The sequence below is a fragment of the Solibacillus sp. genome (genome assembly GCF_040273735.1).
Lineage (GTDB): Bacteria > Bacillota > Bacilli > Bacillales_A > Planococcaceae > Solibacillus.
Window position 1 is genome coordinate 12,370 of record NZ_JBELZM010000017.1, and the last position, 16,870, is coordinate 29,239.

At 39.0% G+C, this 16,870-nt stretch carries 16 protein-coding genes; 8 read left to right on the forward strand and 8 right to left on the reverse strand.

Annotation, left to right across the window (positions count from 1 at the left end):
* Window positions 1–12: 12 nt before the first annotated feature.
* On the forward strand, window positions 13–1,029 hold the full coding sequence (locus ABS917_RS15315; RefSeq protein WP_340800812.1) for an inorganic phosphate transporter: 1,017 nt from the start codon (window positions 13–15) through the stop codon (window positions 1,027–1,029).
* A gap of 296 nt (window positions 1,030–1,325) precedes the next feature.
* On the opposite strand, the gene ABS917_RS15320 is transcribed toward ABS917_RS15315, so the two are convergent.
* Window positions 1,326–2,141, reverse strand: a complete 816-nt coding sequence (locus tag ABS917_RS15320) for a S1C family serine protease (protein WP_350479814.1) — start codon at window positions 2,139–2,141, stop codon at window positions 1,326–1,328.
* Between the two features lie 389 nt (window positions 2,142–2,530).
* Between ABS917_RS15320 and ABS917_RS15325 the strand changes: the two genes are divergently transcribed.
* Entirely contained in the window at window positions 2,531–3,745 is a 1,215-nt protein-coding gene (locus ABS917_RS15325) for an NAD(P)-dependent malic enzyme (RefSeq protein WP_350479815.1), read from the forward strand.
* 96 nt (window positions 3,746–3,841) lie between these two features.
* Here ABS917_RS15325 and pepF read toward each other — a convergent pair whose 3' ends face one another.
* Entirely contained in the window at window positions 3,842–5,647 is a 1,806-nt protein-coding gene (gene pepF, locus ABS917_RS15330) for an oligoendopeptidase F (protein ID WP_350479816.1), read from the reverse strand.
* Between the two features lie 158 nt (window positions 5,648–5,805).
* Here pepF and ABS917_RS15335 point away from each other — a divergent pair, with 158 nt between their 5' ends.
* Window positions 5,806–6,663 carry a patatin-like phospholipase family protein gene (locus tag ABS917_RS15335; RefSeq protein ID WP_350479817.1) on the forward strand — a complete coding sequence of 286 codons (858 nt, stop codon included), beginning with the start codon at window positions 5,806–5,808 and terminating at the stop codon, window positions 6,661–6,663.
* Window positions 6,664–6,835: 172 nt separating this feature from the next.
* Window positions 6,836–7,975, forward strand: a complete 1,140-nt coding sequence (locus ABS917_RS15340) for a cation:proton antiporter (protein ID WP_350479818.1) — start codon at window positions 6,836–6,838, stop codon at window positions 7,973–7,975.
* A 53-nt stretch (window positions 7,976–8,028) separates the two neighbouring features.
* Here the strand turns inward: ABS917_RS15340 and ABS917_RS15345 are convergent, their stop codons facing one another.
* The 4 genes from ABS917_RS15345 to ABS917_RS15360 all read right to left on the reverse strand — a co-directional run bounded on the left by ABS917_RS15345 (window position 8,029) and on the right by ABS917_RS15360 (window position 11,445).
* On the reverse strand, window positions 8,029–8,742 hold the full coding sequence (locus ABS917_RS15345) for a DUF2812 domain-containing protein (protein WP_350479819.1): 714 nt from the start codon (window positions 8,740–8,742) through the stop codon (window positions 8,029–8,031).
* Window positions 8,739–9,053: a PadR family transcriptional regulator gene (locus ABS917_RS15350; RefSeq protein ID WP_350479820.1), complete on the reverse strand. Its 315-nt coding sequence runs from the start codon at window positions 9,051–9,053 to the stop codon at window positions 8,739–8,741. The genes ABS917_RS15345 and ABS917_RS15350 overlap by 4 nt, the downstream gene beginning before the upstream one ends.
* Window positions 9,054–9,213: 160 nt before the next feature.
* Complete coding sequence (nhaC, locus tag ABS917_RS15355; protein ID WP_350479821.1) at window positions 9,214–10,596, reverse strand: Na+/H+ antiporter NhaC; 1,383 nt, start codon at window positions 10,594–10,596, stop codon at window positions 9,214–9,216.
* 162 nt (window positions 10,597–10,758) lie between these two features.
* Complete coding sequence (locus ABS917_RS15360; protein WP_350479822.1) at window positions 10,759–11,445, reverse strand: phosphoribosylaminoimidazolesuccinocarboxamide synthase; 687 nt, start codon at window positions 11,443–11,445, stop codon at window positions 10,759–10,761.
* A 175-nt stretch (window positions 11,446–11,620) separates the two neighbouring features.
* Between ABS917_RS15360 and ABS917_RS15365 the strand changes: the two genes are divergently transcribed.
* Window positions 11,621–12,043: a universal stress protein gene (locus ABS917_RS15365; RefSeq protein WP_350479823.1), complete on the forward strand. Its 423-nt coding sequence runs from the start codon at window positions 11,621–11,623 to the stop codon at window positions 12,041–12,043.
* A gap of 51 nt (window positions 12,044–12,094) precedes the next feature.
* Here the strand turns inward: ABS917_RS15365 and gdhA are convergent, their stop codons facing one another.
* Window positions 12,095–13,462, reverse strand: a complete 1,368-nt coding sequence (gene gdhA, locus ABS917_RS15370; protein WP_350479824.1) for an NADP-specific glutamate dehydrogenase — start codon at window positions 13,460–13,462, stop codon at window positions 12,095–12,097.
* 171 nt (window positions 13,463–13,633) lie between these two features.
* Here gdhA and ABS917_RS15375 point away from each other — a divergent pair, with 171 nt between their 5' ends.
* From ABS917_RS15375 to ABS917_RS15385, 3 genes are read left to right on the forward strand one after another with little or no spacing between them, the layout of a single operon-like run.
* Entirely contained in the window at window positions 13,634–14,092 is a 459-nt protein-coding gene (locus ABS917_RS15375; RefSeq protein ID WP_340718907.1) for a YaiI/YqxD family protein, read from the forward strand.
* Window positions 14,093–15,421 (forward strand): D-serine ammonia-lyase, encoded by a 1,329-nt coding sequence (locus tag ABS917_RS15380; RefSeq protein WP_350479825.1) that lies wholly within the window; start codon window positions 14,093–14,095, stop codon window positions 15,419–15,421. It begins immediately after the preceding gene.
* A gap of 14 nt (window positions 15,422–15,435) precedes the next feature.
* Window positions 15,436–15,786, forward strand: coding sequence for a DUF4181 domain-containing protein (locus ABS917_RS15385; protein ID WP_350479826.1), 351 nt, complete (start codon window positions 15,436–15,438; stop codon window positions 15,784–15,786).
* A gap of 40 nt (window positions 15,787–15,826) precedes the next feature.
* Here ABS917_RS15385 and ABS917_RS15390 read toward each other — a convergent pair whose 3' ends face one another.
* Window positions 15,827–16,648, reverse strand: coding sequence for a squalene/phytoene synthase family protein (locus tag ABS917_RS15390; protein ID WP_350479827.1), 822 nt, complete (start codon window positions 16,646–16,648; stop codon window positions 15,827–15,829).
* Window positions 16,649–16,870: the final 222 nt, after the last annotated feature.

The following is a 16,870-nucleotide window of genomic DNA, read 5'->3' on the forward strand; positions in this document are numbered from 1 at the left end:
AAGGAGTAAATTATGGATACGTTATTAATCATTACCGTACTCGTTGTCATCTTTGCGCTGGCATTCGACTTTATTAACGGTTTCCATGATACAGCGAATGCGATCGCCACATCTGTTTCGACGCGTGCATTAAAACCTCGAGTAGCTGTTCTGTTAGCGGCAGTGATGAACTTCGTAGGTGCAATGACGTTTGTAGGCGTAGCAAAAGCTGTAGCATCTGGAATTGTGGATCCGTTCTCTTTAAACGCATTTGAGGGGGATACAACAGGATCTGTAGTAATTTTGGCAGCATTATGTTCTGCCATCACATGGAACTTATTAACTTGGTATTTCGGTATTCCATCAAGTTCTTCACATACATTAATCGGATCAATTGCTGGTGCAGCAGTTGCATCGGCAGGTATGAATATTTTAAACTATGAAGGTTTCTTTAAAATTTTACAGGCATTAATTATTTCGCCGATCTTAGCTTTAACACTTGGTTTTATCGTAATGAAATTATTCAAATTTATTTTCCACCGCTCACCATTGTACGGAACAACGAAAGCGTTCCGTTTGACGCAAATCGGTACAGCGGCATTACAATCGTTTACACATGGTACGAACGATGCCCAAAAAGCGATGGGTATTATTACAATGGCATTAATCGCAGCAAACTGGCAATCAACAGATGAAGTACAGGATTGGGTACGTTTTGCCTGTGCATTGGCGATGGGTCTTGGGACATCGGTAGGCGGATATAAAATCATTAAAACAGTCGGCGGTAAAATTATGAAAATCCGTCCAGTCAACGGGGTAGCGGCTGACTTAACTTCGGCATCAATCATTTTTGGTGCAACAGTCATCGCATTACCGGTTTCGACAACACATGTAATTTCTTCAGCAATTATGGGTGTTGGTGCAGCACAACGTGTGAAAGGTGTTAAATGGGGAATGGCGCGTAAAATTGTAATTACGTGGTTTATCACATTGCCAATTTCCGCATTAATGGCCGGTTTATTCTACTTCTTAATTAGCCTTATTTTCTAATTTTAAAACGGCGCTCAATAATTCATATTGAGCTGCCGTTTTTTGTTGTTTGTGGGTGGGCTGTTGGGGTGTTCTAATAAAGTTGCGGATTGTTCTAATATAACTTGAAAAGTTCTAATAGATCACGGATCTTCTAATAAAGTGCACGTTTGTTCAAATAAGAGCGTTCTATTTTCTAATAAACTATATGAAAGTTCTAAAATATCATCCAACTCTTCTAATATCAGTCACAAATGTTCTAATATACTACGCCGCTTGCACCACATAAACCATAAGACGTGTTCTAGACTTTCCGATTAATTCAAATAAGTATGGAACAGCTCGTGCACATTTTCTATCGGGATAAATAATCCGACTTTCCCGTGCCCTTCACGAGTTCCTGTTGCAAAAACAACACCGATTACGTATCCATTTTCATTGATGACCGGGCTACCACTATTTCCGCGATAAACAGGTGCATCCATCATAATGATATGCGGCTGTATGTCAGCGGCATTTGTATAGTCGATAATCGTTCCTTTATTGGCAATCCCGCTAAATGCAAGCGGATTTCCGATAAAATAGACGGGCTCATTTTTACGGAATTCACTCGTTGAAGCAAGTGACAGGAACGGCAAGTTTTCCGCATCGACTTTCAACAATGCCAAATCATAATCTTCATATGATTCTACAATCTCAGCTTTGTAAAGCGTATCATCCGGAAAAACAACGGTAATCGTCAATGCATCCTCAATTACATGGTCATTTGTTATTATGTAGCCATTCTCTGATACCGCAAACCCTGTTCCTTTTCCTGAGTCGGTATTAATCGTGACAACAGATTGTTTATATGTTTGTATATTTTCCTGATTTGATAATTGTGTCGATACTTTTAAAAATTCGATGGCAGGAATGGAATACACACTGAAAATCACGGCAAACGTGCTAAAAGCTAATGTTAGTGCCATCAGCCATATTACAATTCGAACAAATGGTTTTTGCTTTTTCGTTTTTTTCGGCTGTGGGTTTAAACGTTCTTCTCGCTCTTTTGCAAGCGCCTTTTCCTGTTCTTCCAAAACAAGTTCCAAAAATTCTTCTTCTGTCAGTTCCTCAGTATTCGTTTTCTCTGTCATTGTGTTCCCTCCGATATGTATTAGTGTAACAAAAGTAAACCGAATTAGAGACAAAAAGTGCTGATTCAAAATTTTTTTTGGAAGTTTGTGAATTATTTCATATTACGAAATTGAAAATACTTCGTGCAATCCATCACATACTTCAGCTTGATAAAGCGGGGTTTTGAAAATGATAGCCCTTACATTTATTATCTAAAAATAATAGATTGTGTTAAAAATCACATAAGAAACAAGCGGTTGGTAAAAGCGATAAACATTGTCATATCAGCGTTTATAGCTTATTCTAAGTGATTCAAGTGATTTTTTAAAGCTATCGTTGACAAAGTAAAAGTTAAAGGTTAACATTCTTAATTACAAAGGATTTCTAAAATTAGAAGGAGATGGTAATGATGGATTTAATGAAAAAGTCGCTTGAAATGCACGAACACTTTGGCGGGAAAATGGAAATTCGTGCAAAAGTTCCGGTACAGGATAAATATGATTTGAGTTTAGCTTATTCTCCGGGTGTTGCTGCCCCTTGTCTTGCAATTGAACAGAATCCTTCAACAGTATATGATTATACGATGAAAGGGAATTTAGTAGCGGTCATTACAGACGGTACTGCGGTTTTAGGGTTAGGGGATATTGGTCCGGAAGCCGCCTTACCGGTAATGGAAGGGAAAGCGTTATTATTAAAGCGCTTTGCAAATGTCGACGCAGTGCCGGTATGTTTAAACACCAAAGACGTAGACGAAATTGTCAATATCGTAAAAGCAATTTCACCTACCTATGGGGCAATCAATCTGGAAGATATTTCAGCGCCGCGCTGTTTTGAAATTGAAGACCGACTGCGTGCCGAATGTTCAATCCCGGTATTTCATGATGATCAGCATGGAACGGCAATTGTCGTTGGTGCAGGTTTAATCAATGCGGTAAAACTTGTGAAAAAAGATATCGCAAAGATGAAGGTTGTCATTAACGGAGCTGGGGCTGCAGGTATTGCGATTCTCCGTATTTTAATTCAAATGGGTTACACAAATGTCGTAATGTGTGACACGAAAGGTATTATTTATGAAGGGCGTCCTGAAGGGATGAATCCGGTAAAAGAACAGGTCGCTAATTTATCGAATCCGGATCAATTACGTGGTACTTTGGATGATGCATTAGTAGCGGCAGATGTATTTATCGGGGTGTCAGCAGCAAATATTTTAACGGAAAAACATATTAAATCGATGGCTATAGATCCAATTGTCTTTGCATTGGCAAATCCGGATCCTGAAATAACGCCGGAAAATGCAAAAAAGTGGGGCGTAAAAATTATCGGTACCGGTCGTTCTGACCATGCAAACCAAGTGAATAATATGCTTGCCTTCCCGGGAATTTTCCGTGGTGCACTTGATGTAAGAGCGACAGATATTAATGAATCGATGAAGCTGGCGGCGGTTGAAGCTATTGCATCGCTAGTGACAGAAGAAGAGTTGAATGAAGACTTTATTATTCCAAGCTCGATGGATGAACGTGTTGCAGGTGTAGTTGCGAAAGCGGTTGGATCCGCTGCCATAGAATCAGGGGTATCTGAATTGTTCCAGCAAGTAGATCTAATAAACACTTCGGTAGCAATTTAAAAAGGATGTGCCTGAAAGTAAATTCAGCACATCCTCTAAAACAGTGGAGACGACCAATCAGTGGAAATCAAAAATCTCCACTGATTGCAGTGTCACTTAAACGGTTTGAAGTTCTGCAGTCAGTTGCTCCAATTGTGTAATTAAATCACCGATAAATGCGATTGTGTCACGTAATGGCTGTTCAGTCGTAATGTCGACACCTGCCATTTGCGCAAGTTCAACAGGTGTTTTCGTACCACCTGCTTTTAATACATCGATCCATTGTTCAACAGCTGCTTCGTCACCGTTTAAAATGCGTTGTGATACTTGTGTTGAAATTGTTAAACCAGCAGAGTACGTATATGGATATAATCCCATATAGTAATGCGGCTGACGCATCCAAGTTAATTCAGCACCTTCAGTTACTTCAACTGTATCTCCCCAGAATTGCTCAAGCACTTCACGTTTTAATTCATTCAGTTTCGGTGCATTGACGCTACCGCCTGCATCGATAATTTCGTATACTTTGCGCTGGTATGCTGCCTCAAGTAAATGAGTTACGAAATTATGGTAGTACGTACGGCTAATGATTGTTGAGATGACCCAGCGTTTAAAACGGGCATCCGTTGAATTTTTTAATAAGTGGTTTGCCATAAGCATTTCATTCATTGTTGATGGCGCTTCAATGAAGTAAAGTGATGGTCTTGCATTGAAAATGTTTTGCGCATCATTTGCCAAATAGAAATGACCTGCATGGCCGAGTTCGTGGGCTAAAACGAATACTTCATTCATCCGGCTCGTCCAGGAAATCAATACATACGGGTGTACACCATATGGGCTTGAACAGAATGCGCCAGTTGATTTTCCGGCATTTTGTGCAAAATCAATCCATCGCTCATCGAAAGAACGATCGATCATATTCGTATAATGCTCGCCCATAATAGATAACCCGTCTTTCATATATTGACGAGATTCTTCTACCGTAATAGTAGGCTCATATGATGGGTCTAACGAAATTTTAAGGTCCGCAAACGTCATTTTGTCCAACTGATGTGTTTTTTGCAGCAGTTTTGCATAGCGACGCATATGTGGTGCAAGCTCATTCATAATTAAATCGATTTGGCGGTTATACATTGAACGGTCCACTTGCTGTGACTCTAATAAAGAATCAAAAATATTGTCGTAGCCGCGAAGGTCTGCATCCGTTTTTTCAATCGCCAAGTGTGAATTATATGTTTTGGCAGTCGTATGCTGATAGTCACGTAATTTCTTTGAAAAAGCTTCAAATGCAGCGCGACGTTTATTCGTGTCCGTTTCAAGCTCCCAATCGCCTTCAAACAAGTTGTAGCTAAGCGGGAATGATTCACCGCCTACTTCAAAGTTAGGGAACTGCATATCTACTAATTTTGTAGTATTGTACAGTTCATATGGCGCGTTGAATGTTGCACCGAATGCTGCTAGAGCTTTTTCCGCTTCAGGATGTAATTGATGCGGTTTTTGTACGAGCAGTTTATCAATAAAATTAGCGTATTCCGGTTTAGCATTTTGTGCTTCTTTTAAAACAGCTTCGTCCAATGCAAGTAAATCACTTTTTACAAAAGATAGCTCAGTTGCAAGTTTTGCTGCAAATGAACCAAAGCTTGCGGCACGCATCTGATTTTCGGTGCTCGTTTGGTCAACGCTATGTGAAAGGCTCGCATATGTGCCGATCACAACCATTTTCTCCTGGATCTTTTCAGTTGCTTCAATTGCATTAATTGCGCCTTGTACATCAGTAATTGTCCCGGCAAGCCCCTCTGCAGTTTCCTCTACAAGTTGTCTTAATTCTTCGATTGCCGCTGTATAGGCATGTTCTGTAGCAAATAAATCTTCCAAATTCCAAGTTTCTTCAACCGGTACTTCACTACGATTCAACATTGACATAAGTAGCCTCCTAATATTACGATATTCGAAATAAATAATACCATATTTCTGAAAATTTAGGAAGTAGTGAAAATTTGGTCGATAAATATTTTTAATATTATTTAGAATACATATAGTAAAATAGAGAAACGATGGAAATAGGGAAAGAGTGTGATGATATGCAAGAAGTGAAGGATTGTAGTCTAATACTTGAAGGCGGGACATTTCGAACAGTTTTTACAGCCGGAGTTTTGGATGCTCTAATGGAAGAACAAATAAAGATGCCGTATATTGCGGCGATTTCAGCAGGTGCCATCAATGCGGTATCCTATATGTCTAATCAGCCAGAACGAACGATGCGTGTTTTAACGACATACCGCAATGATCCTCGCTATATGGGAATGCGGAATTTTTTAAAGGAAAAAAGCCTGTTCGGATTGGACTTTGCCTATAATATTGTACCAAATCAGCTTGATTTATTTGATTGGGATGCGTATTACAACTATCCGGGTGAAGTGGAGTTCGGTTTAACGAATGCATATACCGGAAAAGTGGAGTATAAGAGTGCGCATACTATGACAAAAACATGTGATATTTTGCAGGCAACATGTGCAATTCCTATCCTGTTCCCTGAGATTAAAATAGATAATGTTCCTTATTATGATGGAGGGCTATCCGATTCGATTCCAATTAAACGTGCTATCGAGAAAGGATATAACAAGCATTTGCTGATTTTGACGAGGGAACCGGGCTATATAAAAAGTGCATCAAAAACGAATCAGTGGGCAACGAAGCTTTTTCAAAAACGCTATCCTAGACTCGCGGCTGCAATGAGATATCGTGCGGATATGTATAATGAAACAATGCAATATATTGCTCAAAAAGAGATAGTTCAGGAAGCGTTCATTTTTAAACCTGACCGTCCGATAAAAAGTTTTGAAAGCAAAGTCGATCAAATGAAAGCCAATTATGAAGTTGGCTATGAACAGGCACAAAAGCAAATGCCTGAGTTAAAGGCGTTTTTGGGGATTATTTAAAGATAAAGCATAAATACTGTGATAGTCTAATATAGAATTTACTTGCAAAAGCGAGTGGAATTATATTAAAATAGAGCTAAGAACATTAAATTAAATAATAAGTGCAAGACAAGGTGGAGCCATAGTCAACTATGGCACCGCCTTGTCTTTTTTGCATTGAAAGGGGAAATTTATGTTTATTTTACAAATTGTTCTCGTTCTATTTGCTACCAAACTCGCCGGACATCTTGCTGCGAGAATCGGTCAACCATCTGTATTAGGGAAAATACTTGTAGGTATTATTCTAGGTCCGGCGCTCCTTGGTTGGGTTCATGATACTGAACTTTTAACCGTATTCAGTCAAATAGGTGTTTTACTGTTAATGTTTTTAGCCGGTCTTGAAACCGACCTGCAGGAAATGAATAGAAACAAAAAAGCCGCAATCTACGTTGCTTTAGGTGGTATTCTCCTGCCAATTATTTTAGGTTATGCAGGTTCTCAATATTATGGATTGTCTGTAGGAGAATCCATTTTTATTGGATTATTACTTTCTGCTACATCTGTCAGTATTTCGGTACAGGCATTAAGAGAGCTTGGCTGGCTGAATAGTAAAGAAGGGTCAACATTACTTGGAGCTGCGGTATTGGATGATATTGTAGTTGTAATTTTAATCGCGATTGCGATGAGTTTCTTTGCCGGTTCAGACACGAATATCGGTGTATTAATCGGTAAGAAAGTATTTTTCTTCGCTATATTGATTGTGCTAGCAAAATGGTTTATCCCACACTTTATAAAGTTATTTAAGAAATTTAGAGTTACTGAATCAATATTGAGTGCGGGCTTGATTATTTGTTTTGGCCTATCATATTTTGCGGAATTCCTAGGTATCGCAGGTATTATCGGTGCTTTCTTTGCAGGGATTGCTATTGCACAAACAGAATATAAAGATGAAATTGAGCATAAGGTTGAGCCGATTGCATACGGGATTTTTGTTCCGTTCTTCTTTGTCAGTATCGGATTAGCAGTTTCATTCGACGGAATTGGTGATCAAATCGGGTTTATTATCGTGTTTTCAATTATAGCGGTTGTGTCGAAGTTTATTGGATCCGGATTAGGTGCGAAATTAGCCGGATTTAATACGAAATCATCGATGGGCGTCGGTGCTGGAATGGTTTCCCGGGGCGAGGTTGCACTAATATTAGCTGCAATGGGACTTGAAGGAGGACTTCTCCCGGGTAATTATTATACATCGATCATTATCGTAATTATCGTAACAACAATCGTGACACCGCCTCTGTTAAAAGCAATTTTCGGGAAGAGAATAGTCGTTTAAATATATTATTTGAATTTGTAAAGATAGGCTCATTTCAATGAGCCTATCTTTTATTACGCTTTTTTCACTTTAATCCGGTGGTAAAGAGACATAACGAATGTAATGAACGTTACAAAGACGGTTGCACCAATAACAGCAGAGGCTACGATTGGCAGTGCTTTTAAATCGGATTCCGTTATTGCATAAAACGCAGCAACTACTGCAAAAGCGGGGAGCACCTTTGTAAATATAACAAACCCTTTTTTATTTTCGGCCTTCCATTGGTTCCCGTATGAAGTCAGTGCAGTCCACAATAACGGAATTGTAAGTACTGTCAGTAAAAGGGCTAAACTAAAGAAAAATGTGTGTATGCTGCCAATTGTTTGTAGTGAAAGTACCCAAGAAATGATTGTACCTGGAACGAGTGGCTTCATAGCAAGATTCAGTGGCTTCGTTTGGTTTTTATACTTTTCAATCGTCGTATCGCGGTCTGTGTATATTGGTTTCGTATCTGATTCGGCTCGAAATAGATGAATATCGCCAGCGGAATCAACAAGCGACCAGCCTGCATCTTTAAAAAGCTCAAAGTATTCCTCTTCATCATTATCCAGTGTACGATAATCCATACTGTATATATAATCGGCACCTTCACCTTGCTCGAGCGTATAGCCTAAAAATGAAAATTTACGGACGTGCCAACCTTCAGAAGAGAGTTTACTCAGTTTCTCTAAATCTTTTTGTTCTGAAAAAGCTAATCCGCCAGACATCATATACTTCGTTCTACTCATATTTCTTCCTCCAATCCTCTTTCAGCCAATTGAATCATCAGCTTTCGAATTTTTAAATCATCTGCTAAAACATTTCTGCCTTTTTGCGTCAGTAAGTAAACTTTTCGCCTTGAATCCGAATCGTCGTATAAATAGATCCATTCTTTTTGTAAAAGCTTTTTTATAATCGTATACATGGAAGCCGGACCGATTGAAATAATACCGTATGATGTTTTTTCAATTAAATTCATAATGGCGTATCCGTGTTGAGGTGTTGTTAATGCAGCCATAATATGAAACATGGAATCGGTCAATTGATCATCGTTTTTCACTATGTCACCTCCTGATATATCAATATGTGATATATATGTCTGAAAACAATATATCATTTAATGATATATAAGTAAACAGATTTATCGAATAATTTGTAGGAGTATAAAACGCGAAAAAATTAAAAACCTGCTCGTTATAAAAACGAGCAGGCGGACATTTTCAATTATTGCTGATCTTCGTAATCGTAATATTCAACCAGCCAAATAAAATCGTAATGACCGGACTTAACAGACAAAAGAAAGCGAATGGTAAATAATCAGTGACAGGAACATTCAAAGTCGAGGCAATGAACAGACCGCATACACTCCATGGAACAAGCGGGTTGATGACAGTACCTGCATCCTCAATCGTACGGGCCAAATTTTTCGGATGTAGCTGCAGTGCTTTGAATTTTTCTTTAAACGCTTCACCTGTTAATAACAGCGATAAATACTGTTCACCGATTGTTACGTTAATACCGACTGCCGTAAAAGCTGTTCCTGTAATAACTGAACCGACCGATTTCAACTGGTTTTGAAGGGCCTGCAGCAATGCTTGGATAATGCCAAGTGTAAAGAGCAGCCCCCCCATAGACAGGGACAATACAATTAAAATAATCGTAAACAGCATACTGTTCATTCCGCCTCGTGACAGTAATGAATCGATTGCTTCGACTCCTGTATCCATTGAATAGCCGTTATACAAAATTCCAAACAGTTCGTTCAATGGAATCGAGCTGTGGAAATACGAGAGCACGATGCCGGAAATAGCACTAATAGCCAGTGTAGCAAGGCTTGGCAATTTAAAAATTGTGCAGATAATGAGAACGATGAGTGGAATAACCGCATACCAATGAATTAAATTCGTTGCAAGCAGTGTTTCTTTAAAGCTTGTAATAAGCTCTGTGTCCATATTATGACTGCTTGGAGAAATCCACGCATAGACAATGAGTGAAATGATAAATGCGGGAATTGTAGTGTACATCATATTTCTAATATGCGTAAATAAGTCGATGCCGGCAACAGTTGCCGCCAAGTTTGTCGTATCGGACAACGGGGACATCTTATCCCCAAAAAAGGCTCCTGAAACAATTGCACCCGCTGTAATCGCAAGTGAAGCATCTATAGAACTCGCAACCCCTAGCATCGCAACACCAACTGTTGCAACGGTAGTAAGCGAGCTGCCGATTGCTGTGCCGATTATGCTTGTAATAATGAATACAACTGCATAAAAAAAGCTCGCAGTAATAATGGACAGGCCTATATACAGTAATGTAGGGATTGTACCGCTTATTAACCAGCTACTGATTAATACACCGATTAGCAGGAAAATGTAAACTGCGCCGATGCTAGTTGTAACAGAAGCAATCATACTTTGTTCCATGATGCGGTACGGTACTTTTCGCAGTACACCATACATCATCAGGACAATAATAGCTATGAAAATCGGAATATGTGGCACACTGCCGAGTTTCATAATGCTATAGGAGATGAGTGCAATAATAAATAAAATTAAAATAAGAGCTTCAATAAAATGTGGTTTTACATGTTGTTTTGCATTCATGATGACTAGACCTCGCTATATAATTTCGCGCTTCAACGCGTTGAAGTACAAAAGTAATTGTAGCATTTTATTTAGGAAAAGGGAAGGGGGTAAAAATAAAAGGAACATACCGGATAGTCCGAAATGTCCCTTTAGTGCTTGTTGAAGCATAAAAAAATGAAATTATTCAGCAAGCATAATCTTTTCCAATTGTAATGGTTCAATATATGTATCGCCTTGATATGCACGCATATTACCGCCTGAAATTTCATCGATCAATAAAATTTCACCTGTTTTAGCATCGCGGCCAAATTCCAATTTAATATCATAAAGCGTTAATCCTTTTTTCGCTAACTCTGCCGCAACAAATTTTGAAATTTCGATTGTGCGTTGTTTCAAAATTGCATATTCATCATGAGTTAAAATACCAAGCATCGAAAGCGCATCTTCTGAAATTGGAGGATCCAGGCGTTCGTCGTCCTTAATAGTCACTTCTACAAATGAATCCAAATCCTGACCTTCCATTGCATAAGCACCATAGCGGCGTAAAAATGACCCTACCGCTTTAAATCGGCAAATAACTTCCAAACCTTTACCGAAAACAGTTGCTGGTTTAACCGTCATTGTTGCTTCATCAAAATTTGCCTCAACATAATGTGTCGGTATATTTAATTCGTTTAATTTAGAATAAAAGAAAGAGGTTAGTTTCAATCCGGCAAGGCCAGCACCAGCAATTGTTAAACCGACTGTGTTTGCACCAGGATCAAAAACCCCGTTTTCTCCAGTTACGTCATCTTTGAATTTCAGTAAAAATAGTTCATTTTCAAGTTTAAATACATCTTTTGTTTTACCTGTATACATTAATTCCATGTTAGATACCTCCAAAAGTAATTTCAAATTTATTATAACACGAATAATTTTATAAGGATAATATAAAAATGTTCGTATTTTGAAGAAAGACGTCTAACCTTTAATGTAGTGTGCCCTTTGTTACCAATGCAATGGTAACATTTGTTATACTAATCTTAGACAAGGAGTGATTTAGATGCTAAAAACGTATAAAAATATTGTTGTGGCAATAGACTTTTCTGAAAAAGCAAAAGTTGCTTTTGAGCGCGGTATGAATGTTGCTCGATTGACTGATGCGACATTGAATTTAGTGAGTGTAATTGATACACATTCATTCGGGTCAGTGGAAGCATATGATTTAAAGTATGCAAAAGCTCTAAAGGAAAAAACTCTCGACCAGTTAAGGGAATACAAAGTTATAGCAGAACAGGCCGGTGTTAAAAATGTACAAGTATCCGTTGAAGAAGGATCGCCGAAAGCGGTATTGACGAACTTGACAGATGCCGATCTAATCATTATCGGAGCAACTGGCCTAAACCGTGCAGAACGTTTCTTACTCGGCTCTGTATCGGAGAATGTGGTTCGCAGCGCCAATTGTGATGTTCTCGTAGTACGCTAAAAAATAAACCCGCAATGCTCCTTAATTGAAGGAAATTGCGGGTTTTGTTAATTAATAAATGCCTTCTACAAGCATACCGTTCGCTACTTTAATGAAGCCGGCAATGTTTGAGCCGACAACTAAATTGCCTTCATAGCCATATTTTTTAGCTGCATCCGAACTTTCTTTGAAAATTGATTTCATAATACCGTGAAGTTTTTCATCAACTTCCTGGAAAGACCAGTAGGTACGGCCGGAATTTTGAGCCATTTCAAGTGCAGATACGGCAACACCGCCTGCATTCGCAGCTTTACCAGGACCAAATAATACATCGCTTGCTAAAAACTCATTGATCGCATCTAAATTCGATGGCATATTTGCACCTTCTGCAACGACTTTTACGCCATTTGCAATTAAAGTACGGGCCTGTTCACCGTTAATTTCATTTTGAGTTGCACATGGAAGAGCGATATCACAGGGAATTGTCCAAATACCGTCACAACCTTCTGTATAAAGAGCATTTGGACGATAATTTACATATTCTTTAATACGCTTCCCTTCAACTTCTTTTAACTGTTTTACAATTTTTAAATCAATGCCATCCTGATCGTAAATGTAACCTGAAGAATCGGAGCACGCTACTACTTTCGCTCCAAAATGCTGAGCTTTTTCAATTGCATAGATCGCTACATTACCAGACCCTGAAACGACAACCGTTTTGTTGTTAATTGAAAGTTTTGCTTCACGCAGCATTTCTTCAACAAAGTATACTAAACCGTATCCTGTTGCTTCTGTACGTGCCAAAGAACCGCCGTAGCCAGGTTTTTTACCTGTTAATACACCTGCTTCATATGAACCGCTGATTCGCTTGTATTGACCCCATAAATAGCCGACTTCACGTGAACCTACACCAATATCTCCGGCCGGAACATCGACATCCGGACCGACATAACGGTATAATTCTGTCATGAATGCTTGGCAGAAGCGCATAATTTCTGCATTTGATTTACCTTTTGGATTAAAATCGGAACCGCCTTTACCGCCACCGATCGGTTGACCGGTTAAAGCGTTTTTGAAAATTTGTTCAAAAGCTAAAAACTTCATGATTGATTCGTTTACAGTAGGATGGAAGCGTAAACCACCTTTATATGGCCCGATAACGTTATTATATTGAACACGGTACCCACGGTTTACTTGTACTTGGTTTTGATCATCTTGCCAAGCGACACGAAAAGAAATGATTCTGTCCGGCTCAACGATACGTTCTAAAATATTATGTTGAATGTATTCGGGATGTTGTTCAAATACAGGAATTAAAGAAAGGAAGATTTCTTCCGCAGCTTGTAAGAATTCTAACTGATGTGAGTTCTTAGCTTTTAATTTTTCAAACACTCCATCAACATATTGCTGTGCGTTGCTCGTTGTTGTCATTGTCGTCATGTTAATACCCCCAAATGGATTAATATGTATACATTAGTATGAATTATCTAACAATTCAATTATATTTTATGTGACACCACTGTGTGAAATCGATGTTAAAAAAGAGAAAACGTTTACAAATGTTATATTGATATATTAATTTGAAGCTGTTTTTTGAAAGGGTGATGAACTATTTTACAACTATTAATTGATGCAGATGCATGCCCGGTTGTTGATTTAGCGCTATTTATTTCATCTCGTTATGAGATAAGACCAATCTTGTTCTGCGATACATCACATCGAATTGAACGAGATGGTGCAAAAACAATTATTGTCGACAAGGGACCAGATTCGGTTGATTTTAAGCTTCTAAGTGTCTTAAAGCGAGGAGATATTGTCATAACAGGGGATTATGGCCTTGCCGCGATGTGTATTGCAAAAGGTGGAATTGTGGTCAATCATAACGGGAAAGAACTGACGTCTGACAATATAGATCAACTGTTGGCTTTTCGATTTGAAAGTGCGAAAATAAGACGTGCAGGGGGACGTACAAAAGGTCCCAAAAAGCGTACGGAAGAAAATAATTTGGCTTTTGAAACGAAATTTCGACAAATTTGTGAACGTGCGATTTTTGAGAAGGAGGAATCATAAATGAATCAGCAAATCTTAAATATAGACGAATTAAAAGAGCGCTTTCCTTTAATTGAAAAGCTGCAATCCGAACAATATGTATTTTGGGAAAATGAAAATGTAGCAAAAGAAAGGCAAATATCTGACCAAATGACACCCGATATGATTCAAGACGCAGAAAATAGATTGAAGCGTTTTTCTTCTTATATAAAAGTCGCATTTCCGATAACAAAATTTTCGGACGGCATCATTGAATCGGAATTAAGAGAAATTGCGGCGATGAAAAAACTAATAGAAGGACGACGCGGTTTTAATATTCCTGGCAAATTAATGCTTAAATGTGATCATGCGTTACCGATCGCCGGATCGATTAAAGCACGTGGCGGTATATACGAAGTATTGAGCCATGCCGAAAAGCTGGCAATCGATGCAGGTATGATAACAGAACAAGATGATTACGTAAAATTCCATAGTGAAGAATTCCGGAAATTTTTCAGCAAATATAAGATAGCTGTCGGATCAACGGGGAACTTGGGTATGAGTATCGGTATTATTAGTGCACAGCTCGGTTTCCAGGTGACTGTGCATATGTCGATTGAAGCAAAAGAGTGGAAAAAAGAACTGCTGCGTGAAAAAGGGGTGGAAGTAATCGAATATGAATCAGATTACACTTCTGCCGTGGAAAACGGTCGCCAAGTAGCAGAACAAGATCCTGCTTGCCATTTCGTTGATGATGAAAATTCTATTGATCTGTTTTTAGGATATTCCGTAGCGGGATTTCGCCTGAAAGACCAGCTGCAGCAAGCGAAAATTAAAGTCGATACGAATCATCCGTTATTTGTATATCTGCCTTGCGGGGTTGGGGGTGCGCCCGGAGGAATTGCCTACTCTTTAAAACAAATTTACGGCGAACATATTCATATTTTCTTTGCGGAACCATTTGCATCACCATGTATGCTCCTAGGTTTGATGACAGGCATGCATGACAAAATCAGTGTGAATGATATCGGATTGTCCAACAGGACAGAAGCTGACGGATTGGCGGTAGGGCGTCCCTCACGATTTGTCGGAACATTGATGGAATCCGTAATAAGCGGATGTTATACTGTGGATGACAGCTTTTTATTTAGAAGTTTAAAAGGTATGTTTGAGACGGAGAACATTTTTATGGAACCTTCAGCACATGCAGGTGTGTATGGTCCGATTGAATTAATGATGCAGGGCGCTTCATACATTGAAAAGCATGAGCTTACAGATAAAATGGAAAACGCCACACATATAATTTGGTCAACAGGCGGCGATCTAGTGCCTGAAGAATTACGGCAGCAGTATTTACAATCAGAGATATAGAAGGGAAGTAGCTTGTGTTAATTGGAGTAGTCATCATCGCATTTTTTGGAGCAGGTTTACTTGATTTAAACTTACGCAAAAAATATAACATCCCAAAAAACGAAAAATTTATGGATCAGTATGTAGGGATTTGGCATTTCGTCTTGGAAGTCATCCTGTGCTTCATGTTTTTATCGTATGTAACAATTAATCTATTTGACCAAAAAACATTATATTCAGTATTGTTTGCGTTCATTATGGTGTTGTTTATAATCCGTGGACTATTGGAGTTTTGGTTAAGAAGAGAAAAGCGTCGTCATATAATTTCATTTACTTATGTAGTGCTTTGTGCAATTTGCAGTATCGCAATTGCCATTATTATGTAAGAAAGAAGTGTGTTGAGGGATACCCTCAACACACTTCTTTTTAATCTACCTGGATTTCTTCTACTGTTGCTTCAACTTCTGAGCGGGACATTTTTTCTCGTCCTTCTCTCATTGCCTGCAATGTTTTATGTGCCAATGCTAAAGGTAGTCTGCAGAACAGTTTGATCGAACGCTTATCTAAATCCTTCATGTAAAGGTCCGCCTTTGCCAAGTTTTCCTCTGCATAAGCAAATAGTTCAGCCCGCGTCCAGCCATCCGGAACGAAGCTAACACCGCGTTCATCCAAATCTTCCTGCTCATTTCGTAAAATGTTTACTGCCTGTAAGCCGCGACCATAGCCGATTGCCAGCTCACGGTCTGTTTTCGTACCGGCGCTCCATTCCCAAAGCTCCGAAAGCATGACACCGACCAAACCAGCCACATAGTATGTATAGTCGTCCAAGTCTTCTTTCGTATGCACCTGCCAGTTTGCCAGTGCCCATTTTGCCATCCCTTCCGCCATTTCGCTCGTCGAAGAAGTGACAATCGGGAATGCTCCTTGAGGACAAACATCCAGCCACTCAGCAAGGCGCAGTGTCACTTCAGGCATTTTATCCTTCACAGGAGCCAGAGCAACAAGGTAAGCATCATTATCAAAGGCAGGGGCTTTCAATAATTCCGCTACTTTTAATAATGTCGCATTTTTCATTTCATTGGAAACATCTTCGTGATCTTCAATTTCATCAATTGCCCGCATTGCTAAATATGCAGCAGCAACCGTTAATTTTAATTCTTTATCCAAAAAAGTAATGGGGATATAAAATGTACGGCTCGTCTCTTTTAAAACGCGCATCGCATCTTTTTGTAAGGCTTTATTCGACATAAGGAAAACTTCCTCCATTCTAAATTGCATCCACCTCTTATCGTAACGCAAATTCGTAAAAAGGGAAAATAAAAGTTCCGGCTTTTGAGGATTTAAGGCGGGACAGTGAATAGTAGAAAGAAAGCTGCGTATTAGAACAATGGGGCTCAAAAGTGGAACGAGTGGAGCGAAAATAGAAAGTTTGAATGCTAAAGTAGAACCACTTTCCATGAAAGTTGAAAC